The organism is Actinoplanes sp. NPDC051494 (assembly GCF_044454705.1).
Taxonomy (GTDB): Bacteria; Actinomycetota; Actinomycetes; order Mycobacteriales; family Micromonosporaceae; genus Actinoplanes.
Genome location: NZ_JBITDZ010000010.1, coordinates 244303 through 269331 on the forward strand (window position 1 = coordinate 244303; position 25029 = coordinate 269331).

General features: G+C 72.2%; 22 protein-coding genes and 1 pseudogene. 11 read left to right on the top strand and 12 right to left on the bottom strand.

Annotated elements, in window-relative coordinates:
- The first annotated feature begins 15 nt into the window (after positions 1-15).
- The 3 genes from ACIA6A_RS30530 (at position 16) to ACIA6A_RS30540 (ending at position 2062) form a co-directional block, all read left to right on the top strand.
- Complete coding sequence (locus tag ACIA6A_RS30530; protein ID WP_396101394.1) at positions 16-831, top strand: alpha/beta fold hydrolase; 816 nt, start codon at positions 16-18, stop codon at positions 829-831.
- Positions 828-1574, top strand: a complete 747-nt coding sequence (locus tag ACIA6A_RS30535) for a 4'-phosphopantetheinyl transferase (protein ID WP_396101395.1) — start codon at positions 828-830, stop codon at positions 1572-1574. The genes ACIA6A_RS30530 and ACIA6A_RS30535 overlap by 4 nt, the downstream gene beginning before the upstream one ends.
- A 164-nt stretch (positions 1575-1738) precedes the next feature.
- On the top strand, positions 1739-2062 hold the full coding sequence (locus ACIA6A_RS30540) for a nuclear transport factor 2 family protein (protein ID WP_396101396.1): 324 nt from the start codon (positions 1739-1741) through the stop codon (positions 2060-2062).
- Positions 2063-2137: 75 nt separating this feature from the next.
- Here ACIA6A_RS30540 and ACIA6A_RS30545 read toward each other — a convergent pair whose 3' ends face one another.
- From ACIA6A_RS30545 to ACIA6A_RS30560, 4 genes are all read right to left on the bottom strand, one after another.
- On the bottom strand, positions 2138-3310 hold the full coding sequence (locus ACIA6A_RS30545; RefSeq protein ID WP_396101397.1) for a VWA domain-containing protein: 1173 nt from the start codon (positions 3308-3310) through the stop codon (positions 2138-2140).
- Positions 3307-5628, bottom strand: a complete 2322-nt coding sequence (locus ACIA6A_RS30550; RefSeq protein WP_396101398.1) for a DUF5682 family protein — start codon at positions 5626-5628, stop codon at positions 3307-3309. The genes ACIA6A_RS30545 and ACIA6A_RS30550 overlap by 4 nt, the downstream gene beginning before the upstream one ends.
- Positions 5621-6682 carry an AAA family ATPase gene (locus tag ACIA6A_RS30555; protein WP_396101399.1) on the bottom strand — a complete coding sequence of 354 codons (1062 nt, stop codon included), beginning with the start codon at positions 6680-6682 and terminating at the stop codon, positions 5621-5623. The genes ACIA6A_RS30550 and ACIA6A_RS30555 overlap by 8 nt, the downstream gene beginning before the upstream one ends.
- Before the next feature lie 66 nt (positions 6683-6748).
- Entirely contained in the window at positions 6749-9634 is a 2886-nt protein-coding gene (locus tag ACIA6A_RS30560) for a DUF5691 domain-containing protein (protein ID WP_396101400.1), read from the bottom strand.
- 45 nt (positions 9635-9679) lie between these two features.
- Here ACIA6A_RS30560 and ACIA6A_RS30565 point away from each other — a divergent pair, with 45 nt between their 5' ends.
- Positions 9680-10324, top strand: a complete 645-nt coding sequence (locus tag ACIA6A_RS30565; protein ID WP_396101401.1) for an epimerase — start codon at positions 9680-9682, stop codon at positions 10322-10324.
- 84 nt (positions 10325-10408) lie between these two features.
- Here ACIA6A_RS30565 and ACIA6A_RS30570 read toward each other — a convergent pair.
- Positions 10409-11110 (bottom strand): annotated as a pseudogene (locus tag ACIA6A_RS30570) (EamA family transporter); the annotation flags it as partial.
- A gap of 26 nt (positions 11111-11136) precedes the next feature.
- Between ACIA6A_RS30570 and ACIA6A_RS30575 the strand changes: the two are divergent.
- Positions 11137-11544 (top strand): MarR family winged helix-turn-helix transcriptional regulator, encoded by a 408-nt coding sequence (locus tag ACIA6A_RS30575; protein WP_396101402.1) that lies wholly within the window; start codon positions 11137-11139, stop codon positions 11542-11544.
- Here ACIA6A_RS30575 and ACIA6A_RS30580 read toward each other — a convergent pair.
- Positions 11522-12544, bottom strand: a complete 1023-nt coding sequence (locus ACIA6A_RS30580) for a glutathione S-transferase family protein (protein WP_396101403.1) — start codon at positions 12542-12544, stop codon at positions 11522-11524. The two genes, ACIA6A_RS30575 and ACIA6A_RS30580, sit on opposite strands and share 23 nt — an antisense overlap.
- Before the next feature lie 78 nt (positions 12545-12622).
- On the opposite strand from ACIA6A_RS30580, the gene ACIA6A_RS30585 reads away from it, so the two are divergent.
- Positions 12623-13723 (top strand): calcium:proton antiporter, encoded by a 1101-nt coding sequence (locus tag ACIA6A_RS30585; RefSeq protein WP_396101404.1) that lies wholly within the window; start codon positions 12623-12625, stop codon positions 13721-13723.
- A 61-nt stretch (positions 13724-13784) separates the two neighbouring features.
- Here the strand turns inward: ACIA6A_RS30585 and ACIA6A_RS30590 are convergent, their stop codons facing one another.
- The gene (locus ACIA6A_RS30590; protein ID WP_396101405.1) at positions 13785-14327 is read right to left on the bottom strand and encodes a LytR C-terminal domain-containing protein; all 543 of its coding nucleotides are present in this window, start codon (positions 14325-14327) and stop codon (positions 13785-13787) included.
- 75 nt (positions 14328-14402) lie between these two features.
- Complete coding sequence (locus tag ACIA6A_RS30595; RefSeq protein WP_396101406.1) at positions 14403-15437, bottom strand: LacI family DNA-binding transcriptional regulator; 1035 nt, start codon at positions 15435-15437, stop codon at positions 14403-14405.
- Between the two features lie 146 nt (positions 15438-15583).
- On the opposite strand from ACIA6A_RS30595, the gene ACIA6A_RS30600 reads away from it, so the two are divergent.
- Positions 15584-16978 carry a DUF1996 domain-containing protein gene (locus ACIA6A_RS30600; protein WP_396101407.1) on the top strand — a complete coding sequence of 465 codons (1395 nt, stop codon included), beginning with the start codon at positions 15584-15586 and terminating at the stop codon, positions 16976-16978.
- A 59-nt stretch (positions 16979-17037) separates the two neighbouring features.
- On the opposite strand, the gene ACIA6A_RS30605 is transcribed toward ACIA6A_RS30600, so the two are convergent.
- Positions 17038-17604 (bottom strand): DUF305 domain-containing protein, encoded by a 567-nt coding sequence (locus ACIA6A_RS30605; protein ID WP_396101408.1) that lies wholly within the window; start codon positions 17602-17604, stop codon positions 17038-17040.
- Between the two features lie 77 nt (positions 17605-17681).
- Between ACIA6A_RS30605 and ACIA6A_RS30610 the strand changes: the two genes are divergently transcribed.
- Together ACIA6A_RS30610 and ACIA6A_RS30615 are read left to right on the top strand one after the other, a co-directional pair.
- Positions 17682-20627 (top strand): discoidin domain-containing protein, encoded by a 2946-nt coding sequence (locus ACIA6A_RS30610; RefSeq protein WP_396101410.1) that lies wholly within the window; start codon positions 17682-17684, stop codon positions 20625-20627.
- Positions 20628-20750: 123 nt separating this feature from the next.
- Positions 20751-21332, top strand: coding sequence for a dihydrofolate reductase family protein (locus ACIA6A_RS30615; RefSeq protein WP_396101411.1), 582 nt, complete (start codon positions 20751-20753; stop codon positions 21330-21332).
- Here ACIA6A_RS30615 and ACIA6A_RS30620 read toward each other — a convergent pair.
- A complete protein-coding gene (locus ACIA6A_RS30620) occupies positions 21300-22214 on the bottom strand; it encodes a LysR family transcriptional regulator (protein WP_396101412.1) in 915 nt (304 codons plus the stop codon). The genes ACIA6A_RS30615 and ACIA6A_RS30620 overlap by 33 nt on opposite strands.
- Before the next feature lie 74 nt (positions 22215-22288).
- On the opposite strand from ACIA6A_RS30620, the gene ACIA6A_RS30625 reads away from it, so the two are divergent.
- The gene (locus ACIA6A_RS30625) at positions 22289-22903 is read left to right on the top strand and encodes a LysE family translocator (protein ID WP_396101413.1); all 615 of its coding nucleotides are present in this window, start codon (positions 22289-22291) and stop codon (positions 22901-22903) included.
- Here the strand turns inward: ACIA6A_RS30625 and ACIA6A_RS30630 are convergent.
- Positions 22866-23342, bottom strand: a complete 477-nt coding sequence (locus tag ACIA6A_RS30630; protein WP_396101414.1) for a GNAT family N-acetyltransferase — start codon at positions 23340-23342, stop codon at positions 22866-22868. The two genes, ACIA6A_RS30625 and ACIA6A_RS30630, sit on opposite strands and share 38 nt — an antisense overlap.
- A gap of 1 nt (position 23343) precedes the next feature.
- Positions 23344-23883 carry a TetR family transcriptional regulator gene (locus tag ACIA6A_RS30635; RefSeq protein ID WP_396101415.1) on the bottom strand — a complete coding sequence of 180 codons (540 nt, stop codon included), beginning with the start codon at positions 23881-23883 and terminating at the stop codon, positions 23344-23346.
- Positions 23884-23973: 90 nt separating this feature from the next.
- On the opposite strand from ACIA6A_RS30635, the gene ACIA6A_RS30640 reads away from it, so the two are divergent.
- Positions 23974-25023 (top strand): NAD(P)-dependent alcohol dehydrogenase, encoded by a 1050-nt coding sequence (locus tag ACIA6A_RS30640; RefSeq protein ID WP_396101416.1) that lies wholly within the window; start codon positions 23974-23976, stop codon positions 25021-25023.
- Positions 25024-25029 lie beyond the last annotated feature (6 nt).

The window sequence follows — 25029 nt, forward strand, 5'->3', positions numbered from 1 at the left end:
GGTAGGGTTCCGGGCATGCCCTCGACCACTGTCGGCGACGTCACCCTGAGCTACGAAGAATTCGGGCGCGGCGCTCTCGTCCTGTTCCTCGCGGGCACCGGCTCCCGGGGCCGGACCTGGCGGCTGCACCAGGTCCCGGCGCTCGTCGCGGCCGGGTACCGGGTGCTCACCCTGGACAACCGCGGCGTCGGCGACAGCGGCCCGGCCCGCGCCGGCCTCACGGTGGGTGACCTCGTCGCCGACACGGCGACCATCATCGAGCGGGTCGTGGGTGGTCCCTGTCACATCGTCGGCGCCTCCATGGGGGCGTTGATCACCCAGGAGCTTGCTCTCGTACGTCCTGAGCTCGTGCGAACCGCGTCCCTGATGGCATCGCGCGCCCGCCCCGACGCTCTCTCGGTCGCCCTCGCCCAGGCCGACCGCGACCTGGCCGACGCCGGGATCGCGCTGCCGGCAACGTATTCCGCGGTCACCAGGGCGCTGCAGAACCTCTCCCCGAGCACCCTGAACGATCCGGAATCGGCCCAGGACTGGCTCGACATCCTCGAACTGTCCCCGGCGGACATCATGGACCCCGGTCAGCGGGCGCAACTGGACGTGACGCTGGACAGTGACCGCCGGGACGCGTACGCGAAAATCAGCGTGCCCACCCTGGTGCTGTCGTTCGCCGACGACCTGATCGCCCCACCGGCCCGCGGCCGTGAGCTGGCGGCGGTGATCCCCGGCGCGGTCTTCCACGAGGTCGCGGCGGCGGGCCACTACGGCTATCTGGAACAGCCCGAGGCCGTGAACGGGGCTCTGCTCGACTTCCTGAAGGGACACCTCGGATGATCGAGCGGATCCTGCCGCCCGGGGTGCACTCGGCGTGGACCGTGGCCGACGTCGCCGAGACCACACTGCTGCCGGGGGAGCGTGAGCTCATCGCCAACGCCGTACCCAAGCGGCGCAGCGAGTTCACCGCGGCCCGCTGGTGCGCCCGGCAGGCCCTCGGCAAACTCGGCCTACCCCCGGCCCCGATCCTGCGCGGCGACCGGGGCGCCCCGATCTGGCCGGCCGGCGTGGTCGGCAGCATGACCCACTGCCTCGGCTACCGAGCGGCAGCGGTCGCCCGGGTCGCCGGTGGTGAGGTCGCTGGTGGTGAGGTCTCGGGCGGTGAGGTCGCTGGCGGTGAGGTCGCTGGGGTCGGGATCGATGCTGAGGTGCACGGGGCGTTGCCGGCCGGGGTGCTGGAGGTGGTTTCGTTGCCGGAGGAGCGGGCGCACCTCGCCTCGCTGCGGGACGCGGCCCCCGAGGTGTGGTGGGAACGGTTGCTGTTCAGCGCCAAGGAATCGGTCTACAAAGTCTGGTTCCCGCAGACCGGCGAGTGGCTCGGTTTCGAGGAGGCCGCGATAACCTTCGAGCCGTCCGCCGACGTGATGACCGGGGAGTTCGCGGTGCGACTGCTGCGGGACGGGCCCTTCGGCGGGCTCCGGGGACGCTACCTGGTGGCCGGCGAGATCGTGCTGACCGCGATCACCCTGCCCGCCGGCCCCGCCCCAGCTGGCCCTGCGCCGGCTGGTCTGCTGCCTGCGTGACCCTTTGCGCGTGGCCGCCTTCGCGTGGGCCCTTCGCGCGGCCTCTCCACGTGACCCTGTTGCGGGAACTTTCTGCTCGGTGGTAGCTGCCACCCTCTGGGCGGGCGGTCGGGGCGGGGGCGCGATACGGTGTGCCGGAGAGCTTGATCAACTGGAGGTCGACCATGGGCGTTGAGTTGCCGGCACCGGTGCGGGCCTTCTTCGACGCGACGAACGCCGAGGACCGGGCCGGGTTTCTCGCGGCGTTCGCCGAGGACGGCGTGGTCGACGACTGGGGCCGGGAGTTCCAGGGGCACAAGGCTATCGGCCGCTGGAGCGACGGCGAGAACATCGGCGTCCATTCCCGGTTCGAGGTCACCCATGCTTCGCTGCAGAACGGGGCCTACGTGGTCACGGCCACGGTCAGTGGCGGTGGCTTCAACGGGCCCAGCCACTTCACGTTCCGGGTCCGCGACGGCGTGATCTCCCGGATGACCATCACGGAATGACGGCTCAGCACGCGCTGAGTTCGTTGTAGACGCGGACGGCCACGTCGGGCCGGTGCCGCATGCCGGGTGACGAGCTCACGTGGTGAGCTTGCGTGCGTAGGCCAGCAGATCTCGTCTCTCGATCGCCGCCGCCATCAGGTCGGGGAACGCGTCCGGGGTGCACGCGAACGCCGGCACACCCAGGGCCGCCAGCGCCGCGGCGTTGTCATGATCGTAGGCCGGTGCTCCCTCGTCGGACAGCGCGAGCAGCACCACGACCTGCACGCCCGCCGCGGTCATCTCGGCGACCCGGCGCAGCATCTGCTCCCGGATGCCGCCTTCGTACAGGTCGCTGATCAGGATGAAGATGCTGTCCCGGGGCCGGGTGAGGAGCCGCCTGCTGTAACCGATCGCGCGGTTGATGTCGGTGCCGCCGCCGAGCTGGGTGCCGAACAGGACCTCGACCGGGTCGCCGAGCTGGTCGGTCAGGTCGACCACCGACGTGTCGAAGACGACCAAGGAGGTCTTCAGCGACCGCATCGACGCCAGGACCGCGGCGAACACCCCGGCGAACACCACCGAGGCGGCCATCGAACCGGACTGGTCGACGCAGAGGACGACGTCACGCTGGACCGTGGTGGTCCGGCGGCCGTGGCCGATGAGCCGCTCGGGGATCACCGTGCGGTGCTCGGGCTGGTAGTGCTCGAGGTTGGCGCGGATGGTGCGGTCCCAGTCGATGTCGGCGTGCTTGGGCCGGTTGATCCGGGCCGCGCGGTTCAGGGCGCCGCTCACCGCCGTACGTGTCTGCCGGCTGATCCGGGCCTCGAGGTCGGCGACCACCTTGCGGACCACCTGGCGGGCCGCGTCCTTGGTCTTCGCCGGCATCACCCGGTTGAGGGAGAGCAGCGTGCCGACCAGGTGGACGTCCGGTTCGACCGCGTCGAGCATCTCCGGCTCGAGCATCAGCCGGGTCAGGTCGAGGCGCTCGATCGCGTCCGCCTGCATCACGCGTACGACGGTGCTGGGAAAATACTCGCGGATGTCGCCGAGCCAGCGGGCAACCTTCGGCGCCGAACTGCCCAGACCCGCCGACCGGGCGGCGCGCTTGCCCTCGGTGTCGCCGTCGCCGTCGTAGAGAGCCGACAGCGCCGCGTCCATCCGGCCGTCGCGACCGTCGGCCGGGCCCAGGGAGACCTGGGCCGGGCCGCCGAGCACGAGCCGCCACCGCCGGGCCCGTTCGCGCTTCGCCGCGACGTCTTCCCCGGTCATCGGGCCTCCCGGCCGAGCAGGGCGGTGAGCGTGGGCAGCACCCGCGCCGCGCGTTCGTGATCGAGGACCCGGACCTCGGCCTCGAGGTGGGCACCGCCGGCGATGCGCTCGCCGATCGCCCGCCGCTCACCGGTGGCGAACGCGCCGAAGGTTCGTCGCAGCAGCGGCAGGACGTCGTCGAAGGCGTCCGCCGGGATGTCGGCGAGCCACCGGTCGAGCAGGTCGAGCAGCTCCGCGTCGTGCACCAGCAGCAGGCCGCCACCGGACAGGAAACCCTCGACCCACGCGGCACCGTGCGCCGGTGGGGTGCCGGCGGTCAGCGACAGGCCGAGCCGCCGGCGCACCTCGGTCGCGTCGAGGCGGCCCGCGTCGAGCAGCAACCGGGCCAGCCGGCCGGCGAGCAGGCCGTGCAGATCGTCCCGCCCGGCGACGGCGACCAGCGTGGCCAGCCAGCGCCCACGCAGCCCACCATGATCAAGCGGCCCGTCAGTGGGCGGCCCGTCAGCGGGCGGCCCGTCAGCGGGCGGCGCGGGGGTTGGCGGCGCGTCGTCGGGTGGCGCGGGGACGGGTGGCGCGTCAGAGGGCGGTGTGTCAGAGGGCGGGGTGTTGTCGAGCAGGCTGATGGCGGAGTGCACGCCGTCGATGTGGGTGCGGAGCTCTTTGGCGGCTTCGTCGGACAGGGACCCGGCCGCGGCCGGCAGACCCGCGCAGACCCGGGCGAGCAGACTGGCGGTCACGGTTCGCAACCCGGCCACATCGGTACGGCGTACGTCGCCGTACCGCAGCGTCCGGGCCAGTGCCGGCACGGCGGCCATCAGGTGACCGAGGTCGGCGTCGAGCGCGGCCCGGGCGTCGAGGGCGGCGAGCACCGCCGGGAACGCGTCGCCCAGCTCGGCGAGCAGGCACACCTCGACCAGGGTGGTCACGTCCCCGAGTGATCCGGCGTCCCGGGCCGCCTCGGTGACTTTCGCGGTGGCCGCGGCGAGCACCGTGGTGCCGTACATGCTGCCTTCGACCAGCTGTACGGCGAAGTCGGGCAGCCAGCGCAACCGCCACTGCTCGCGGAACGTGCCGGTGCCGCGCCGCGCGGTGTCGGGCTCACCCCAGGAGACCCCGATCGCCCGCATCCGGTGCAGCAGGCGGCTGCGCGCCAGGTCGATGTCGCGCCGCAGGTCCAGATCCAGAACCTTCTCCCGCGCCTCCGGCGGCATCCGGAGGGTCTTCTGCTGGGCGGCGAGGTCCTTGGCGAGCGGCAGGGCGGGCATGTCGTCGGGTACGGCTCCGAGGCGCTCGCCGACCACCAGCCGGCGCCCGATGAGCTCGCCGCGCAGGGGCTCGCCGTCACACATGACCGCCTCGGCCGCCTCGGTGACCTCGGCCAGCCCGGCGAGCGGCCGGCCGCGCACGGTGGCGAGTGTCTCGGCCAGCCGGGTCGCCTCGATGACGTGCGCGGAAGAGGTGGGCACGCCCTCGGCCCGCAGCACCCGGGCGGCGTCGACCAGCCACCGGGGGACGACGTCGGTGCCGGTGGTGAACAGGTGGTGATACCAGCCGGGGGAGCGCACCCCGGCGCCGTAGCCGGACCAGGAGGCCAGCCGCCCGTACGTCCACGGCACCCAGGTGAAGCTGACCTTGGCCTTGCGGCGTCCTTTCAGCAGCGCGGCGTCGTCCTTGACGGCGACCTTGCGCCGCAGCGCGGGCACGTGCCAGGCCCCGCAGACCACGGCGACATCCTGATGGGTACGCCGCACCTCCCGCAGCACCGTGCGCATGAAGGCCTCGCGGACCAGATCCTCGGGGTCCTCGGCGGACGTCTCCCGGATGGCGGCCATGGCCTCGGCGATCGCCTCGAACACGGGGATCCCGCGATGCTCGACGACGTCCTCCCACCAGCGCTCGGGATCGTCGTACCCCGCGGCGGCGGCCAGCTCCCCGATCGGGTCGACCGGGCGGACCCGGTCCGGTGCGGAGGGTGCGGAGGGGGTGGCCGGGACGGAGGGTGCGGTGAGGCGGAACGCGTACGGCAGGTCGAAGAAGCGGACCGGGACGTCGTGGGCCCGGGCCCAGCGGATCGCCTGCCATTCCGGGGAGAAGACCGCGAACGGCCAGAACGCCGCCCGGCGGGGGTCGTCGGTGGCGTAGCCGAGCAGGGCGACCGGAGGCTCCAGACCGCTCGCGCCGACCCAGCGGACCAGGTCGTCGGCCTCCGGTGGGCCCTCGACGAGCAGGATGGACGGCCGGTGCCGGTCGAGCTCCTGGACCACCGCGCGGGCCGAGCCGGGGCCGTGGTGCCGGATGCCGTAGTGGTGCTCAGGCATCGCGCGCCGCTCGGTAGAAGTCGTGCCAGTCCGGGCGCTCGCGGACCACCGTCTCGAGGTATTCGCGCCAGACCACGGCGTCGGAGACCGGGTCCTTGACGACCGCGCCGACGATGCCCGCGGCCACGTCGCCGGGGCGCAGGGTGCCGTCGCCGAAGTGGGCGGCCAGGGCGAGGCCGCTGGTGAGCACCGAGATGACCTCGGCGGTGGACAGGGTGGCGGTCGGGGATTTGAGCTTGGTACGGCCGTCCTCGGTCAGGCCGCCGCGCAGCTCGCGGAAGACGGTGACGACGCGGCGGATCTCGTCGAGTGCGGCCGGCATCTCCGGCAGGTCCAGGGAACGGCCCAGCTGGGCGACCCGGCGGGCGACGATCTCGACCTCGTCGTCGGCCGAGGCCGGCATCGGCAGCACCACGGTATTGAAGCGGCGGCGCAGGGCGCTGGACAGCTCGTTGACACCCCGGTCCCGGTCGTTGGCGGTGGCGATCAGGTTGAAGCCGCGCTGGGCCTGGACCTCGGTGTTCAGCTCGGGGACCGGCAGGGTCTTCTCGGACAGAACGGTGATCAGCGCGTCCTGCACGTCGGAGGGCACCCGGGTGAGCTCCTCCAGCCGGGCGATCGTGCCGCTCCGCATGGCCCGCATGATCGGGCTGGGCGTGATCGCGGCCTCCGACGGGCCCTCGGCGAGCAGGCGGGCGTAGTTCCACCCGTAGCGGATGGCCTCCTCGGGGGTGCCGGCGGTGCCCTGCACGAGCAGCGTCGAGTCGCCGGAGATCGCGGCCGCCAGGTGTTCGGAGACCCAGGTCTTGGCGGTGCCGGGAACGCCGAGCAGCAGCAGCGCCCGATCGGTGACCAGGGTGGAGACCGCCACCTCGATGAGCCGCCGGGGCCCCACGTACTTGGGGGTGATCTTGGCACCGTCACCGAGCAGATAGGTCACCACGGCCTGCGGCGACAGCCGCCATCCCACCGGGCGCGGCCGGTCGTCGGACTCGGCGAGCAGGGCCAGCTCGTCGGCGAACTGGTCCTCGGCATGCGGGCGCAGGGCGGTCACGCGAACTCCTGTCCATGTCCAACGGTGTCGCGGGGAACGCTACCGGCGCCCTACGACAAAACCGGCTCAGGCGAACTCCTCGAGCATCTCCCGCCGGAACGTGAGGGTGCGGGCCAGCTCGGCGACCGGGCGTACCCGGGAAGGATCGGTCCCGCCCAGCTCGGCGGCGAGCCGGGTGAGGTGCGGCGAGAAGCGTGGGGGCATGGCGTGCGCGGCGGCCCGGCACAACTCGGCGAGCTGCCAGCTGTGCCGGTCGGTGCGGGCCCGGTGGGTGATGGTCTCGATCACCGCGACGGCCAGCTCGTCCGGCCACGCTCCGGGATGGACGGCGAGCAGCCGGTGGGCGAGGTGGTCCTCGCGGCGCAGGAAGTCGGCGGCGATCCGGGCCAGGTCGGCGGGCGGCAGCAGCAGATGCAGGTCCCACCGGACCGCCTCCCGCAGACCGCTGCCCTCCGGCTGGTCGCCACCTTCCCGCTGGTCGTCGTCCACCAGCCCGGCGGCCCAGGCCGGGGCGCGCTGGGCGATCGCGGCCTTGGCCCAGCCGTGCAGCAGGGGCGTCGCCCAGTCGTGGCCGCGGGCCAGCGCGACCACCCCGGCCGGATCCCGGCCGAACGCCTCGGTCCAGGTGGTGAGCGGGGTCCCGGCGATCACTTCCTCCAGCAGCCATGCCTGTACGCCGGTGCCGCGCGACGGCTGGGCGGAGATCCCGTCGCGGTGCAGTTCCGGGGTCAGCTCGGCCGGCGGGACCACGACCAGGCGCGCGCCGTCGAGGGTGACCGCGGCGTGGGCCCGGGCGGTCATGCGCTGCCCGAGGGCGCTGCCGGGGAGGCGTCGGAGCAGGTCCAGGGCGGCCTCACGGACTTCCTTGCGGCGGTCGTCGAGGGCCTCGTCGAGGAACGTGTCGTCGGCGGGGGAGAGGCCGGTGGAGAGTGCGCCGGCGAAGCGGGCGCGGTCCTCGGGTGCCTCGGTGGCCCAGGTGCTCCGGAGCAGGGCCAGCCCGGCCGCCGGGTTGGTGGCCCGGAGGCTCGCGAGCAGGCCCAGGCGTTCCCCGGGGGTGCCGGTGCCCCAGACCGCGGGGTCGCCCGGTGCCGCGGTCGCTTCGCCGAGCAGCCATTGCCAGTCGGTGCGCAGCCCGGCCAGCCAGTGGCCGCGTTCGCCGGCGACCCGGGCCAGGTCAGGGCGGATCGCGCCGTTGCGCCGGCCCAGGTCCAGCAGGGCCGGCAGCGTGTCGGGCGGCACGTGGCCACCATGGCCGGCCGCGGCGGCGAGCCACTGGCCCAGGAGCTCCTGGGCCTGCTGGGTGCCGCCGTCGGCCAGCAGCCGGCGCAGCCGTTCCCCGGCGTCGACCGGCAGCGGCCGCCCGGTCTCCGGCGGGGCGGCGACCACCGGCGCATGGCCACTGCCGAGAGTGACTCCCGCCCGTGCATAGACGAGCGCGGTCGCGGCAGCCTCCAGCAACGCGGCCCCACCACCCGGCGAAACAGGAGCCGCGCCCGCAGGAGCCGCGCCCGCAGGAGCCGCGGCAGAAGGAGGCGCGGGGGTGGAGGGAGGCGGGGTGGAGGGAGTCGGGGTGGGGGGTGAGAGGGCTTTGTACGGGCGGCGGGCGGTGCCGATCAGGGCGGCCGCCAGCAGGTCGGGGGGTAGCTCGGGGGAGTGGCCGGATCCCGCGCCCGGGGCCGGGGGTGGGGCCGGGACGAAGCGGCCGCCGGACCAGGCGGCCAGGGGGCGCAGGCCGTCGGGGGTCCATTCGCCGGCGACCGTGGCCGGGGTGCCGCCCGCCGCGGCCAGCAGCCACCATGGGGCCCGGTGGCCCGCCGCGAGGGGCAGGGCGTCGCCGCCCGGGCCGGTCAGGTGCCCGTCGGTGCTCGGGACCAGGCCGGTGATCAGGACCGGGGTGTCCGTACGCCAGGGGTCGGCGGCCAGTGTGGACGCCCAGCCGGACAGCGCCGCCGCCAGGGGTGTCGCTCCCACCGGGGCCGGGCGCAGCGGCCGGACCGGGCCGAACCGGTCCTTGATCAGGGCGCGCAGCGGGGCGGCCCCGGGATAGAAGCAGAGGTCGGCGTCGAACGCGGTGCCGGGCAGCAGGTCCGCGGCGAGGGACTGGCCGGGTGCCGCGAACGCGAGGTGCAGGGCGAAGCGGCCGGTCTGCGCGCCGAGCAGCCAGGTGCGGCGGGTGGTGAGCGTGCCGTCGTCGCTGTCGGCCTGGCCGAGGACCTGCCAGTGGTCGCGGACGGCCGGGCCGGCGAGGACGTCCTCGGTGGCGGTCGGGAAGCCGATGCGGGTACGGACCGTGGCGGCGAGGTCCGGGGCGAGGGTGTCGAGGCGGTCGTGGCCGGCGACCAGGAGCCGGAGCAGCGCCAGGTCGCCGAGGAGCCGGTCGGCCCAGTGCGGCCCGATGCCGGCGACGGTGCCGAGCCGGCGGACGGTGGCGGCGGCCCCGGGGGCCTTGGCGTCGACGAGGCGGGCGGCCATGGTGTCGTACGGCTGGGATCCGGTTCGTTCGGCGGCCGCCAGGCCCTGGTGGATCTGGTCGTCCAGCCACCGGCTGAGCTCGGTCATCCCGGCGGCGACCTGGGCCGCGCGTTTCACCGCGGTGGCCGGGTCGGCGGTGCGGGGCGCACGTGGCGCGCGGGGCGGGGCGGTGCGCCAGGCGATGACGAACGCGGGGGCGGTGGCAGACTCGTCGATCATGGGGCCGGTGGACCAGACGAGCAGCAGTCCGAGGGCGTGTTTGCAGGGGGACTTGCGGCTCGGGCAGGAACACTTGTAGGCCGGAGCGGCAAGATCGACGCAGACTTGGTACGGATCCTTGCCGCTGCCCCGGCACAGTCCCCACAGGATGCCGCCGGAGAGTCCGGTCCCGAGGATGTGCACGCCGCGCGCGCCGCTGAGCGAGCCGGCGTCCGGGGCCACGGCGGCGACCTGGGCTGGGGACCATCGTTCAACGGGCACCGGTGCACTGTAGGAGCGGGGTACGACAAGACGAGGGGGAACGGCATGAAGGTGATCGTCTTCGGCGCGACCGGCATGGTCGGTCAGGGTGCGCTGCGGGAGAGCCTGCTCGCGGACGATGTCGAGGAGGTGCTCTCGATCGGGCGGCGGCCGACCGGGCTGCGGCATCGCAAGCTCACCGAGATCAGCGTGCCCGACCTGGGCGACCTGTCCGGGATCGAGGACAGGCTGGCCGGCTACGACGCGTGTTTCTACTGCCTGGGCGTCTCGTCGGCGGGTCTCGACGAGGCCGCGTACACGAAGATCTGCTACGACCTGCCGGTGGCCGCGGCGAAGGTCCTGGCCCGGCACAACCCGGAGCTGACGTTCGTGTACGTGTCAGGAGCCGGCACGGATGTGGACGGCCGGGCCATGTGGGCGCGGGTCAAGGGCCGGACCGAGCTGGAGGTCGTCAAGACCTTCCCGAACGGGTACGCGTTCCGGCCCGGCTTCATCCAGCCCACCTTCGGCGCCCGGTCGAGCACCAGGTCGTACCGGCTCCTGTACACGCTCACCGCCCCGATCACGCCGTTGATCGTCCGCTACGTCCCGCGGTTCGCGACCACGTCCGACCGGCTCGCCCGGGCCATGCTGCGCGCCGCCCGGCTGGGCTTCCCGACCCGGATCGTGGAGAACGTGGACCTGCGCTGACGTCGCGCCGGAAGCCACCGTGCCCACCGCCACCGCACCGAACGCCAGCACCATGGCGGCGATCTGCACCGCGGTGAGGGCCTGACCGAGCGCCGCCCAGCCCAGGACGGTCGCCACAACCGGCGACAGGAGCGCGAGCAGGGAGACCTTGACGGCCGGCAGCCGGCTCAGACCCGAGAACCAGATGGTGTACGCGAGAGCGGTCGCGATCAGTGCCAGGTACCCGTACCCGATGAGGTTGCGTGGGGTGAGTGTCGCGGGCAGGCCTTCCACCGCCAGGGTGAGCGGCACGAGCGCGAGGCCACCGGCGGTGAGCTGCCAGCCGGTGGCGGCCAGGGGTGAGGCCCCCGGCCGGCCCCAGCGTCTGGTGAGCACGATCCCGAGTGCCATGGACGCCGTGCCGCCGAGACCGGCGGCGATCCCGGCCGGGTCGAGCCGGGCCCCGGCGGTGAGCACGGTCAGGGCGACCCCGGCCGCCCCGGCGATCGCGGCGAGCAGCGTGCGGCGGCTGATCCGTTCGGTGAGCAGCGCGACGGTGAGCGCGGCGACGATCAGCGGCTGGACCGCACCGAGCACGGCGGCCATCCCGCCGGGCAGCCGGTAGGCGCTGACGAACAGCAGGGCGAAGAACGCGCCGATGTTGAGCACGCCGAGCACCGCCGAGCGCCACCACCATGAGCCCCGGGGCAGCGTACGGGTGATCGCGAGCAGCAGCAGCCCGGCCGGCAGAGCGCGCAGGACCCCGCCGAGCAACGGTCGCCCCGGGGGCAGGAATTCGGTGGTCACGGCGTAGGTGGTGCCCCAGATGAGCGGTGTCAGGGCGGTGTGTGTTCCGGCTGGCCCGCGCCGCCGGCGACGCGGTGGAGAAGGCCTACGCCGGGTTCGGGATCGGCCGCCCCGAGTTCGACGTCGTGGCGACGCTGCGCCGCGCCGGTGAGCCGTTCCAGCTCTCCCCGGGGGCCCTGGCCGCGTCGATGATGCTCAGCACCGGCGGCACCACCGCGCGCCTCGACCGCCTCGAACGCGCCGGCCTGATCGAACGGTTCCCGTCGCCGACCGACCGCCGTGGGGTCCAGGTGCGGCTCACCGCGGCCGGCCGGGAGGTGGCCGACCGGGCGATGGAGGCGGGCCTCGCCGAGCAGCGCCGGCTGCTGGCCCACCTGCCGCCGGCGAAGCAGCGTCAGCTCGCCATGTTGCTCAAAGAAGCTCTGGCTGGATAGTCGCGCCGTGCCCGGGCGGCACGACCTCGGCGTCCTTCGGCGGGGGCGGCGGGGTGCCGTCACCGAACGGGCGGCCGCCCAGCTTCTCGCGGCCGTGCTCGGTGAGCCAGCCCGACAGGTCCGGTCCGAGCGGCACGATGCCGGACGGGTTGATGTCGCGGTGCACCTCGTAGTAGTGCCGCTTGATGTGCGTGAAGTCGATCGTGTCGCCGAAACCGGGGGTCTGGAACAGGTCCCGCGCGTACGCCCACAGCACCGGCATCTCGGTGAGTTTGCTGCGGTTGCATTTGAAATGCCCGTGGTAGACCGGGTCGAAGCGGGCCAGCGTGGTGAACAGCCGCACGTCCGCCTCGGTGATCGTGTCGCCGGCCAGATACCGCTGGCCCGCGAGCAGCTCCGACAGCTTGTCGAGCCGGTCGAACAGCCGGTGGTAGGCCTTCTCGTACGCGTCCTGGGAGCCCGCGAACCCGGCCCGGTAGACGCCGTTGTTGACGTCCGCGAACACGAACTTGTTGACCTTGTCGATCTCCTCCCGTTTGTCCGCCGGGTACAGCTCCGGGGCGCCGGGCCGGTGGAACTCCCGCCACTCGGACGACAGGTCGAGGGTGATCTGCGCGAAGTCGTTGGTCACCACCTGCCCGGTCGGCACGTCGACCATCGCCGGCACGGTGATCCCCTTGTCGTACTCGGGGAACCGCTTGCGGAACGCCTCCTGGAGCCGCTCGATGCCGAGCACCGGGTCCCGCTGGTCCGGATCGAGGTCGAACGTCCAGCTCCGCTCGTCGTGGGTGGGCCCGGCCACGCCCATCGACAGCACGTCCTCGAGCCCGAGCAGGCGCCGGACGATGATCGCCCGGTTGGCCCACGGGCAGGCCCGGCTCACGATCAGCCGGTACCGCCCCGGCTCGACCGGGTAGCCGTCCCGGCCGTCGGCGGTGATCCGGGTGGCGATGTAACGCTGGTCGCGGGTGAACTCGCCCGCGGTGGAGACGTAGGACATACCGTCATAGTGCCCGGATCACCGACCGGCAATCGCTCCGTGTGCCGACGTCGGCACTTTCTGGCAAGGTAGTTCGCGATGGCTGCCAAGATCAGTTCCTACCTGACGCGCTGGACCATGTACGTCCCGGTGATCGCCGTGCTGGCGCTCGCCCTGACGTGGGGCCGCGACCTGCCGCCGGTCCTGGTGGTGATCAGCGCGACCCTGCTCGCCGGCGCGGTGCTCGCCGCCGTGCACCACGCCGAGGTCGTCGCCCACCGGGTCGGCGAGCCGTTCGGCTCCCTCGTGCTGGCCGTCGCCGTCACGATCATCGAGGTGGCGCTCATCGTCACGCTGATGATCAGCGGCGGCGAGAAGACCCAGTCCCTGGCCCGGGACACCGTCTTCGCCGCGGTCATGATCACCTGCAACGGCATCCTCGGCCTGTCGCTGCTGGTGGGCGCCCTGCGACGCCGCTTCGCGGTTTTCAACCCGGAGGGTACGGGTGGAGCGCTCGCCGCCGTGGCCACCATCGCCGCCCTGAGCCTCGTGCTGCCCAGCTTCACCACGAGCCGCCCCGGCCCGCAGTTCTCACCGGCGCAGCTCGCCTTCGCGGCGGTGGCGTCCCTGGCGCTGTACCTGCTGTTCGTGCTGGTCCAGACCCGCCGGCACCGCGACTACTTCCTCCCGATCACCACGGCCGGAAAGGTGATCGACAACGAGGAGCACATGGAGCCACCGAGCAACCGGGCCACGTACGCGAGCCTGGGTCTGTTGCTCGTCGCCCTGATCGCCGTCGTCGGTCTCGCCAAGGGGGTGTCCCCGGCCATCGAGTCGGCCGTGGCCGGCGCGGGCATGCCGCAGTCGGTGGTCGGCGTGGTGATCGCGCTGCTGGTGCTGCTCCCGGAGACGATCGCCGCGGTCCGCGCGGCCGCCCGCGACCGGATCCAGACCAGCATCAACCTGTCCCTCGGCTCGGCCATGGCCAGCATCGGCCTGACCATCCCGGCCATCGCGATCGCCATGATCTGGCTCCCGGGCCCGCTGCTGCTGGGTCTCGGCGGCACCCAGATGGTCCTGCTGGCGCTGACGGTCGTGGTCGGCACCCTGACGGTGGTCCCGGGCCGGGCGAACGTCCTGCAGGCGGGCATCCACCTCAGCCTGCTCGCGGTCTTCCTGTTCCTCGCCGCCAGCCCGTAGCAGAACGAACGTTCTGTCCGCCGGGCCGCACTCCTGACGGAGAGCGGCCCGGTTCGGTGGGTCAGGGGGCTACGGCAGCGGCCTCGGCGCGGGGTGCGGCGCAGGAGCCGGGGGGCAGCTCCTGGTCCAGCGTCGAGAGCGACTGGTTGACCTCGGTCGGCGTCGCCAGCTGCTGGTAGCCGTTGCCGACGATCACGTCGACCGTGGCGCCCTTGCGTTTCGGGTTGTACTCCGGGGTGGCCTGGTTGAGGAAGAAGGCCTGGATGAGCCAGGTCGCCGAGAGGCCCTCGGGGCCGTAGCGCAGCACGGCCACGTCCTTGACGGCCTTCTTGGCCTCCTCCGGCTTCTCGGTCTTGAAACCGCGGTTGCTGAAGTGGGTGGTGACCGCCGAGCCCAGGCCGACCTGCTTGGTCCCGTTGTAGACCTTGACGGTGACCTCCTCGGTGCTCTTGGGCAGGGTCGCGTTCACCACGACCAGGCCCTTGCAACGGTCCGCGACCGGACCGCCCTGGGTGTCCTTGACGACCGCGACGATCACGACGACAAGGGCGGTGATGGTGAGCACACCGAGCACGATGAACGCTCGGACGCGCGTAAAGCTCATGGAAACACTCCGGGATGGGCCGACCGGCGCATGCCGGATGCCGCGACGCTAACAACCGTTGCCAAGTCTCGCGAATCAGGCGGACCCCCGCTCGACCAGTTCGGGTTCGTAAATGACCGAAGAGACCCGCATGCCGGGATCCTCGACGCGGGCCAGCAGCAGCCGCGCGGCCTCGGCGGCCATGTCCTCCAGGGGGTGGCGCACGGTGGTCAGCGGCGGGGTGGCCGCGGTCGCGGCGCTGCTGTCGTCGAAGCCGATCAGGGCCACGTCGGCCGGGACGTCGCGGCCGGCTTCGCGCAGCACGAGCAGGGCGCCGAGGGCCATCAGGTCGTTGGCCACGAACAGGCCGTCGAGGCCGGGCTGGTCGGCGAGCAGAACACGCATGGCCGCCGCGCCGCTGTCCTGGGTGAAGTTGCCGGCGACGACCGGGATCCACGCGTGGCCGTGCCGGGCCAGCGCGGCGCGGAAGCCGGTGACGCGGTCGTTGCTGGCCGGCACGTCGGCCGGGCCGGAGATCATGGCGATCCGGCGGCGGCCGAGCCGGATCAGGTGGCCGGCGGCGAGCGCCGCCCCGCTGTCGTTGGCGAGGTCGACGTAGTTGATCGGGATCGGCTCGGCCGGGCGGCCGATCATCACCGCGGGGACGCCGGCCTCGGTGATCATCCGGGGCAGCGGGTCGTGTCCGGGCAGCGACAGCACGACCACGCCGTCGGCCTGGCCGTGCCGCAGGTCGCCGACCAGCCGGGTGCGCTGGTCGGCGGTGCCGACGATCTGCAGGGCGAGCTGGATGCCGGCCGGGCGCAGCACGCTCATCAGCCCGCCGACGACCCGGCCGAAATAGGGGTCGGCGAAGAAACGGCCCATGAACGGGTCGTCGTCGTGGGTCTCGGAGTCGGACACGACCAGCGCGATCGTGCCGGTGCGCCGGGTGACCAGGGAGCGGGCGAGGCGGTTGGGCACGTAACCGGTCTCGGTGACCGCGGCCCAGACCATGTCGTGCAGCTGCGGGTCGACGTTGCGGATGCCGTTGACGACCCGCGAGACGGTGGCCCGGGAGACGCCGGCGACCCGGGCCACGTCCTCGAGGGTGGGTAGCCGCTCAGTCCGCATGGGTTTTTATAGCACACCTCGGAGAGCGCTCTCCAGCACAGCGCCGAAAGGCCGCCGGGTTCCGGAACTTCCCCATCATATTGACGGGTACGCAACCTGGGCGTAACACTGCGGAAAGCGCTCTCCAACTCCCCTAGGAGATCCCCATGAGTCCGAAGCTCAGACGTTTCCTGTCGCCCATCGGCGTCGCGGTGCTCGCCGGCACCGCGCTGCTGTTCGGTATCGTCCCAGCTCACGCCGCCGAATCGCTGCTCTCCCAGGGTCGCCCCGCCCTCGCCTCGTCGGTCGAGAACGGCGAGTCACCGGCGGTCGCGGCGGTCGACGGCCGCACCGAGACCCGCTGGGGCAGCCAGTGGGCCGATCCCCAGTGGCTCCGGGTCGACCTCGGATCCACCGCCGCCGTCAGCCGCGTCGTCCTGCAGTGGGAGACCGCGTACGGCAGGGCGTACAAGATCCAGACCAGCCCCGACGGCACCGCCTGGACCGACATCTTCGGCACGACCACCGGCGCGGGCGGCACCGAATCGCTCACCGTGAGCGGCTCCGGGCGCTACATCCGGATGTACGGGACGCAGCGCGGCACGACCTACGGATACTCCCTGCTCGAGTTCAAGGTGTACGGGACCCCGGGCACGACGCCACCCCCCAACGGCGACGGATACGTGTACGCGAACCCGCCCGTCACCGGTGTCGTCCCGTCCACGGCCACCCCGCCGGCCACGAACCCGCCGACCACGCACCACGAGTTCCAGGCGAACTGCTCGGTCAGCCGCTCCAACCTGCCCGACGACCCGATCGTGTTCCCGAACCTGCCGGGCGCCTCGCACTCGCACACGTTCATGGGCAACACGACCACCAACGCCGCGACGACGCTCACCAGCCTGCGGTCCGGGCAGACGTCGTGCATCACGCCCGGTGACAAGACCGGTTACTGGATGCCGACGCTGCTCAACGGCGACACCGCGGTGCAGCCGGTCGGACGGCAGGTCATCTACTACAAGAGCGGCGTGCTCGACTACCGCAGCGTGCGGCCGTCCCCGCCCGGCCTGCGCTACGTCGTCGGCAGCCCGTCCGCCACGCTGGACGAGTTCCGCAACGCCCCCGGCGCGGTCGAGGGCTGGGAGTGCGGCGACAGCGTCCGCAACTGGGACTTCCCGGCCGGCTGTGTGGCCGGCAGTCAGCTCAACATCCGGTACCAGGCGCCGAGCTGCTGGGACGGCATCCACCTGGACACCCCGGACCACAAGAGCCACATGGCGTACCCGGTGGTCGGCATCTGCCCGGCCTCGCACCCGGTCGCGGTGCCGATGATCGAGTTCAAGATGGCGTTCCCGGTCAGCGGGAACATGGCGGCGGTGCGGCTGTCCAGCGGCCGGGGTTACTCGTTCCACTACGACTTCTACAACGCCTGGGACGCCCCGACGCTCGGCGCGCTGGTGACGCACTGCGTCAACGGCGGGCTGCAGTGCGACCCGCGCGGATTCGATCAGTACAAGCCGGAACGCGGTGCCGCACTCAACGCGAACTATGAACTGCCGTAACGGAGATCACTGTTCTGCCGGGGGCCCGGACGATTTCCGGGCCCCCGGATAACAGAAAGTCAGGAGATTTCTCCGAGGCGGGCCAGATACGTTCGGCGACTGCTGATCACCTTTTCGGCGAGCGCTCTGGTCCGCGGCTCCACCCCGGCTTTGCCCTCGCTGCCGGCCAGGTTGACGCCCTGATCGAAGTGGGCTTTCAGCTTCTCCGCGACGAACGTGTCGAACTCGGCACCCTTCAGCGGGGCCGCCTCGGCGACCTGTTCGGGGGTCACCATCCCGGGCATCGGCATGCCTTTGTGCTGGTTCTCCGCGGGCAGCCCGGCCTCGGTGTGCAGCGCGCGCAGGTTGGTCAACTCGTCCTCGTGCAGCGCCTTGACCTCGGCGAACAGGGATTTCGCGGCCGGCCCGGAGCTGTTGGTGGGCGCCAGGTCGAGCAGCGGGAGCAGTTGCTCGTCCATCGCGACGGTGATCTCGATCCAGGCCAGATCGGTGCCCCCGAAGACCGCCGCGGCCGTCGCGGAGACCGGCGCCGGCGCGGGGGTGGCCGGCTCGCCCCCGCAGGCGGACACCCCGAGCAGAGAGATGAGCGCGCACCCGGTCAGAGCCAGTGAGGAATACCGATTCACACAGGGGAGTCTCGGTTGTGCCGTCGTTTGTGTCAATCGTCGATCCGTTACCGGCGTCTATTAACAATGGAGCTCCCGTGATACGAAGACTGTTGCTCGCACTCGTCCTTGCCGTCGCTTATCTGGGTGTGGTCCAGAGCGGCGCGCGGGCGGCCGATCCGTTGATCTCCCAGGGCCGGCCGGCCACGGCGTCGTCGCAGGAAGGCGCCGACGTCGCCGCCGGCAACGCGGTGGACGGCACCGCCGGCACGCGCTGGTCGAGTCAGTTCACCGACGCGCAGTGGCTCCAGGTCGATCTCGGCGCCACCTTCGCCGTCACCCAGGTCGTGCTGCAGTGGGAGGGGGCGTACGGGAAGGCGTACAAGATCCAGACCAGTGCCGACGGCAGTGCCTGGACCGACATCTACCGCACGGACACCGGCGCGGGCGGCACCGAGACGCTCAGCGTGACCGGCTCCGGGCGATATGTCCGACTGCAGGGCGTGCAGCGCGGCACCGGGTACGGCTACTCGCTGTGGGAGTTCAAGGTCTTCGGCGCGGCCACCGGGAGCACCGGCTGGACGACCGTCTGGACCGATGACTTCACCGGGCCGGCCGGTGCGGCACCGAGCGCCACGAACTGGCTGTCGCGCACCGGCACGCAGTACCCGGGCGGCGCGGCCAACTGGGGGACCGGCGAGGTGGAGACCGCGACCGCCGCCAGCGCGACCCTGGACGGCACCGGCCGGCTGGCGATCAAGGCCGTCCGGGACGGCGCCGGCGCCTGGACCTCCGGACGTCTCGAGACGCAACGTACGGACTTCGAGCCGCGTCCCGGTGAGCAGCTGAAGTTCGCCGCCGTCCTCAAGCAGCCGGACGTGGCCAACGGCCTCGGCTACTGGCCCGGGTTCCGGGCGACCGGGGCCGCGTACCGGGGCACCTACACCAACTGGCCCGGCGTCGGCGAGACCGACATCATGACCGGCGTCAACGGTCGCGGCCAGCTGTCGCAGACGCTGCACTGCGGGTCCGCGCCCGACGGGCCGTGCGCCGAGTACAACGGCCGGGCCAGCGGGTTCGCCACCTGCGCGGGGTGCCAGACCGGGTACCACGAGTACGCCCAGATCATCGACCGGACGAAGACCGACGAGGAGATCCGGTTCTCTCTGGACGGCCGGCAGACCTGGGTGGTGCGCGAATCGCAGGTGGGCGTCGCCGCGTGGCAGGCCGCCGTGCACCACGGGTTCTACCTGCGGCTCGACCTGGCGATCGGCGGGTCGCTGCCGAACGCGATCGCCGGGACCACCACGCCGGCCGCGGACACCACCTCCGGCGGCGTGCTGTCCGTCGACTCGGTGACCGTTTCGCGGGCCGCCGGCAGCACCCCCGCCGCGATGACCGACCCGCCGACCCCGGCCGGCCCGTCGGTCGCCCGGGTGACCGGGACCCAGGGGAACTGGCAACTGAGCGTGAACGGGACCGCGTACGAGATCAAGGGGTTGACCTATGGCCCGCCCCAGGCCGCGGCCGACGGCTATCTGCGGGACCTGCGGAACATGGGCGTCAACACGATCCGGATCTGGGGTGTCGACGACGCGAACACGCCCGCGCTGCTCGACCGGGCCGCGCAGCAGGGACTGAAAGTGATCGTCGGGCACTGGCTCAACCAGGGCGCCGACTACGTCAACGACACCGCGTACAAGAACGCCGTGAAGGCCGAGATCGTCGCCCGGGTGAACACGCTCAAGAGCCGGCAGGGCGTGCTGATGTGGGACGTCGGCAACGAGGTGATCCTGACCATGCAGGACCACGGGCTGTCCGCGGCCGAGGTCGAGGCGCGGCGGATCGGTTACGCGCGGTTCGTCGACGAGGTGGCCCAGGCGATCCACTCGGCCGACCCGAACCACCCGGTGACCTCGACCGACGCGTACACCGGCGCGTGGCCCTACTACCAGCGGTACGCGCCCGACCTCGACCTGCTCGCGGTCAACTCCTACGGCGCGATCGGCAAGGTGAAGCAGGACTGGATCAACGGCGGTTACACGAAGCCGTACCTCGTCACCGAGGGTGGCCCGGCCGGCGAGTGGGAGGTGCCGGCCGACGTCAACGGGGTGCCGGCCGAGCCGTCCGACCTGCAGAAACGAGCCGGGTACACGGCCAGCTGGAACGCGATCAAGGCGCATCCGGGAGTGGCGCTGGGCGCGACCGAGTTCCACTACGGACTCGAGAACGACTTCGGCGGGGTGTGGCTGAACACGTTCACCGGCGGGTGGCGGCGGCTCGGCTATCACGCGCTGAAGCAGGCGTACACCGGGCAGGCGTCGGCGAACACCCCGCCGGAGATCACCGCGATGACGGTCGGTAACCAGACGGCGGTGCCGGCCGGTGGGACGTTCACGGTGAGTACCGCGGCCACCGATCCGGACGGTGACCTGATCCGCTACAACCTGATGTTCTCCGACAAGCACATCACCGGGAACACCGCGCTGACAAACGTGGCCTACACCGAAAACAGCAACGGCGGTTTCACCGTACGGGCACCCGAGCAGCTCGGCGTCTGGAAGGTCTACGTCTACGCGTACGACGGCCAGGGCAACGTCGGCATCGAACAGCGCTCGTTCAGGGTGGTCCCACCGGTCGTCCCCGGCACGAACCTGTCCCGGGGGCGGACGGCCACCGCATCGACGTACCAGCCGACCGGCACGAACGGGCCGCAGCTCCCGGCGTACGCGGTCGACGGCGACTTCGGCACCCGGTGGGCCAGCGAATGGGTCGACACCGCGTGGCTGCAGGTGGACCTCGGCTCGGTCCAGTCGTTCAACCGCGTGCAGCTCGGGTGGGAGGCGGCGTACGCCAAGGGCTACACCGTGCAGACCTCGAACGACGGATCGTCCTGGTCCACGGTGTACACGACGACCACCGGTAACGGGGGCTTCGACGACCTGTCACTGACCGGGACCGGACGCTACGTGCGGGTGAACGCGACGGCACGGGCCACCGCGTACGGATATTCGTTGTGGGAGTTCGGGGTCTATCGCAGTTAGGTCAGGGGGCGCCGTTCTTCAGGCGGCGCCCCACTTCTCAGAAGGCGTAGGGCCAGCCGGCCGAGTCGAAGCCCAGCAGGTTGATGCCGAGCTTCGCGTCACCGGCCGCTTATCATGGCCGTCATGGGCAAGCTGATCTACCTGACGAATGTGTCGATCGACGGCTACATCGAGGACGAGAGCGGCTCCTTCAACTGGCTTCCGCCCGACGACGAGGTGTTCGCGTTCACCACCGGCATCCTGCGGACGGCGGGCACGCTGCTCTACGGGCGGCGCCTGTACCAGGCGATGGCCGTCTGGGAGACCGACGCCTCGCTGGCCGCGCGGTCCGACCTCATGGCCACGTTCGCGAGCGCCTGGCAGGCGGCGAGCAAGATCGTGTACTCCACGACCCTGTCCGAGGTGTCCACCGCCGACACCCGGATCGAACGCCGTTTCGACCCCGCGGCGGTACGCGATCTGAAGGCCGCGGCCGGCTCCGATCTCACCGTCGGCGGGGCCGGCCTCGCGGCGCAGGCGTTCCAGGCCGGGCTGGTCGACGAGTGCCGGCTGATCGTCTGGCCGGTCATCGTCGGCGGCGGCAAGCCGGGGCTGCCCACCGGCCTGCGCGCCGACCTCGACCTCCTCGACGAGCGCCGGTTCGGCAACGGCGTCGTCCACCTCCGATACGGCCTACGCGGACGATCCGCGGGCGGCGTCGCGTAGCAGGGCGAGGAACACGCCGGCCAGCGGTGTCGTGCTGGTATCGGCGGCGGTCACCGCGTGCAGAATCCTTTCCGGTACGGGCGGCAGCAGCTCGCGGTGCGTCGTGTGTGCCGCGTGTGTCAGGGCCAGCCGGGAGACCAGGGCCACGCCGATGCCGGTGCCGACCAGGGCCTGCGCGACGTCGTACGACTCGGTCTGGAAGCGGATCCGCGGGGTGAACCCGGCCGCCGCGGTGATCCGGTCGAACTGGGCCCGGGCCGCGTGCCCGGCGAGGATGGTCACCCAGGACTCGTCGCGGAGCAGGCCCAGGTCGATCCGCCGGCCGGCGCCCAGCAGCGGATGGTCGTCGGGGAGGACCACCACCATGGGGTCCCGCAGCAGATGGTGCACGACCACCGGGACCCGGCCGGCGGTCGCGGGGGCCGGGGCGGTGTCCCAGGCGGCGATGACGGCCATGTCCAGACTGCCGGCCGCGACCTCCGCGATGCCGTGCTCGGACTGGAGGTCGGCCACGGTGAGTTCCGCGTCGGGGAAACGGTGCCGCAGCGCGGTGAGGGCCGGTGGCAGCAGGTGCAGGGCGGCCGCGTGGAACGCCCCGATGCGCAGGCGCCGGGAGAGCCGGCCGAGCAGGGCGGCGAGGTCGTCGGCCGCGGCGGTGGTCGCCTGGTCGATGGTCCGGCCGTGTCCGGCGAGGATCCGGCCGGCCGGGGTCAGGGTCGCCCCGCGTGGTCCGCGGATCACCAACGGCGTCCGGGCCGCCCGTTCGGCCCGGGCCAGTTGCTGGGTGACGGCGGCGGGGGTGCGTCCCAGCAGCCCGGCTGCCCCGGCCAGGGATCCGGTGCGGTCGACGGCGCTGAGCAGCTGCAGATGGGCGGCTTCCACGGGTTAAAAATATCTAATGCTGGCATGGCAATCACGCGCTTCTCTTAACGCCCGGCCGCCGCGACGCTGGGGACATGCCGATCCATCTCACCGCTTTTGTCGTCACCACGTGGTTGCTGGCCATGCTGCCCGGCGCCGGGCAGGCCCTCGTCGTGCGCCAGACCCTGACCGGCGGCCGGGTGGCCGCGGCGGCGGCCATCGCGGGTACGGCCACCGGTCTGCTGATCTGGTCGACGGCGGCCGCGGCCGGACTGTCGGCGGTGCTGCTCGCCAACCCTGCCGCGTACCGGATGATCCGGGTGAGCGGAGGTGTCGTGCTGGTCCTGCTGGGGGTCTCGACGTGGTGGTCCCTGCGCCGGGCCGCGGTGGCGGCCGGGTCCGGTGCGGGACTGACGCGCCGGCGCGGCTATCTGGCCGGCCTGGCGACCAACCTGGGCAACCCCAAGGCGGGCGTGTTCGCGGTGTCGCTGCTGCCGCAGTTCGTGACGCCCGACGGCCCGGTGCTGCTGTCCAGCATCGGCCTGGGCGTGCTGTGGGCGGCGGTGACGTCGACCTGGTACGTGCTGTTCACCTGGCTGGTGGACCGGGGCCGCTCCTTCACCTCGCGCCCGGCTGTCCGGCGCCGGCTCCAGGCCGTCACCGGGGGAGTGCTCATCCTGCTCGGCGTGGCGGTCGCCGCTGGGATGTGAGGTCGCGGACGCCGACGGTCTCGCCGTCCTCCTGTTCGCCGGTCGGACGGAAGCCCAGCTTCAGGTAGAAGCGTTCCGGTCCGCCCGCCCGGGGATCCCAGGAAACGTACGCCCGGGTGCCGCCCCGCGAGCGGATCTCGTCGCAGACGGCCTCGACGGCGAACCGGCCGTAGCCCCGGCCCTGGGCGTCGGCGGCGATGTTCAGCCGCCAGAGCCCGGAACGCGGGTCGCCGCCGGCCGAGGGAATGTCGAAATGGGCCATCACGAAGCCGGTCAGCCGGTCGCCGTCGTAGATCAGGCGCGGCCAGGCGTGGTCGCCGAACACATAGGCCTCGGCGAGTGAGGTGACCACCGGCGCGACCAGATCACCCTGGTCGGCGCGGACGGACAGGGCGAGCGCGGCCTCGAGGTTCGCCGGGGTGACCTGCTCCAGCCGCATGTCAGGCGGCCGTGACGATGCGGCGGACGGCGGTCTCGATCGTGGCCCGGTGGGTGACGGGGTCGGCGGATCGCAGGCCGGTGCGGCTGATCTCGAGAATCAGGGCCAGCAGGGTGGCCGCCGGGATCGACGGGTCGACGACGCCGCGGCGCTGACCGTCCGCGATCGCGTCGACCTTCTCGGCGGCCGCCTTGCGGGCCACGTCGGCGGTCATGCCGAGGCCGTCGCGTTCGAGCTGGTCCCAGTGGCCCAGGCGGAGCAGCTCGGGGTGCGCGCGGTACTGCTCCCACAGCCGGGCCGCGTAGCCGGGCAGGTCGTCCGGATCGATCGGGACGTCGTTCATGGTCTGGACGACGATGGCGTCGAAGACCGCGTCGAAGAGCCGGTCCTTGTTCCCGAAGTATTTGTAGATCATCGCTTTGTTGTTGCCGGAGGCCGCCGCGATGCGGTCGACCCGGGCGCCCGCGATGCCGAACGCGGCGAACTCGGCGATTGCCGCGTCCAGGATGCGGCGGCGGGTGGCGGCGGCGTCTCCAGGCATGGCCCGAGTGTAGTAGGTAACTAGTTGGTTGCCTGATCCGCCGTCGCTCCCCTATGGTGGGCAACTAGTTGGTTACCAAGGAGGCGTTCCATGACGACAACCATTTCCGCGTACGCCGCGTTCGAGCGTGGCGGTCCCGTCCGGCCGTGGACCTACGAGCAGCGCGACGCCCGGGAACACGACGTCCGCGTCGAGGTCGCGTACTGCGGCATCTGCCACACCGACCTGCACTCGATCGGACCGTGGGGCCGGTCGTTCCCGCTGGTCCCCGGCCATGAACTGGTCGGCCGGGTCACCGAGACCGGCTCCGCCGTCACCGCCCACCGGGTGGGTGACCTGGTCGCGGTCGGCCCGGTCGTCGACTCGTGCGGACAGTGCCCGCCCTGCGTGGCCGGCCAGGAGACCATGTGCTTCACCGTCGCGACCGCCACCTACGACGCCGAGGACCGGCAGGGTGACGGTCCCACCCGGGGTGGCTTCGCCGAGCAGGTCATCGTCCACGAGCGGTTCGCCTACCGGGTGCCCGACGGACTCGACCCGGCCGCGGTGGCGCCGTTGCTCTGCGCCGGCAGCACGGTCTTCACGCCGTTGCGGCACTGGGGCGCCGGGCCCGGCAAGACGGTCGGCGTCATCGGCATCGGCGGGCTCGGGCACCTCGGCGTCAAGTTCGCCCGGGCGCTCGGTGCGCACGTGGTCGCGTTCACCACGTCCGCCGCGAAGGTCGAGGACGCGCTCGCGCTCGGTGCTCACGACGTCGTCCTCTCCAGCGACCCGGAACGGATGGCGGCCCAGGCGAACCGGTTCGACCTGCTGCTCGACACCGTGCCGGCGGTCCACCCGATGACCCCGTACATGCTGACCCTCGCGCCGGGTGGCACGCTCTGCTCGGTCGGGCTCCCCGCGTCGTTCGACGTGGCCCCGTTCGCGATGGTCGTGGGCCGCCGGTCGCTGGCCACCGGGGGTGCGGGTGGCACCGCCGAGACCCGCGAGATGCTGGACTTCAGCGCCGAGCACCGGATCACCGCGGACATCGAGATCATCGGCCCGGACGACATCAACGCCGGGCTCAAGCGCCTCGAGGCCAATGACGTGAAGTACCGCTTCGTCATCGACATGGCCCGTACACGTTCCGAACATTGAGCGGAC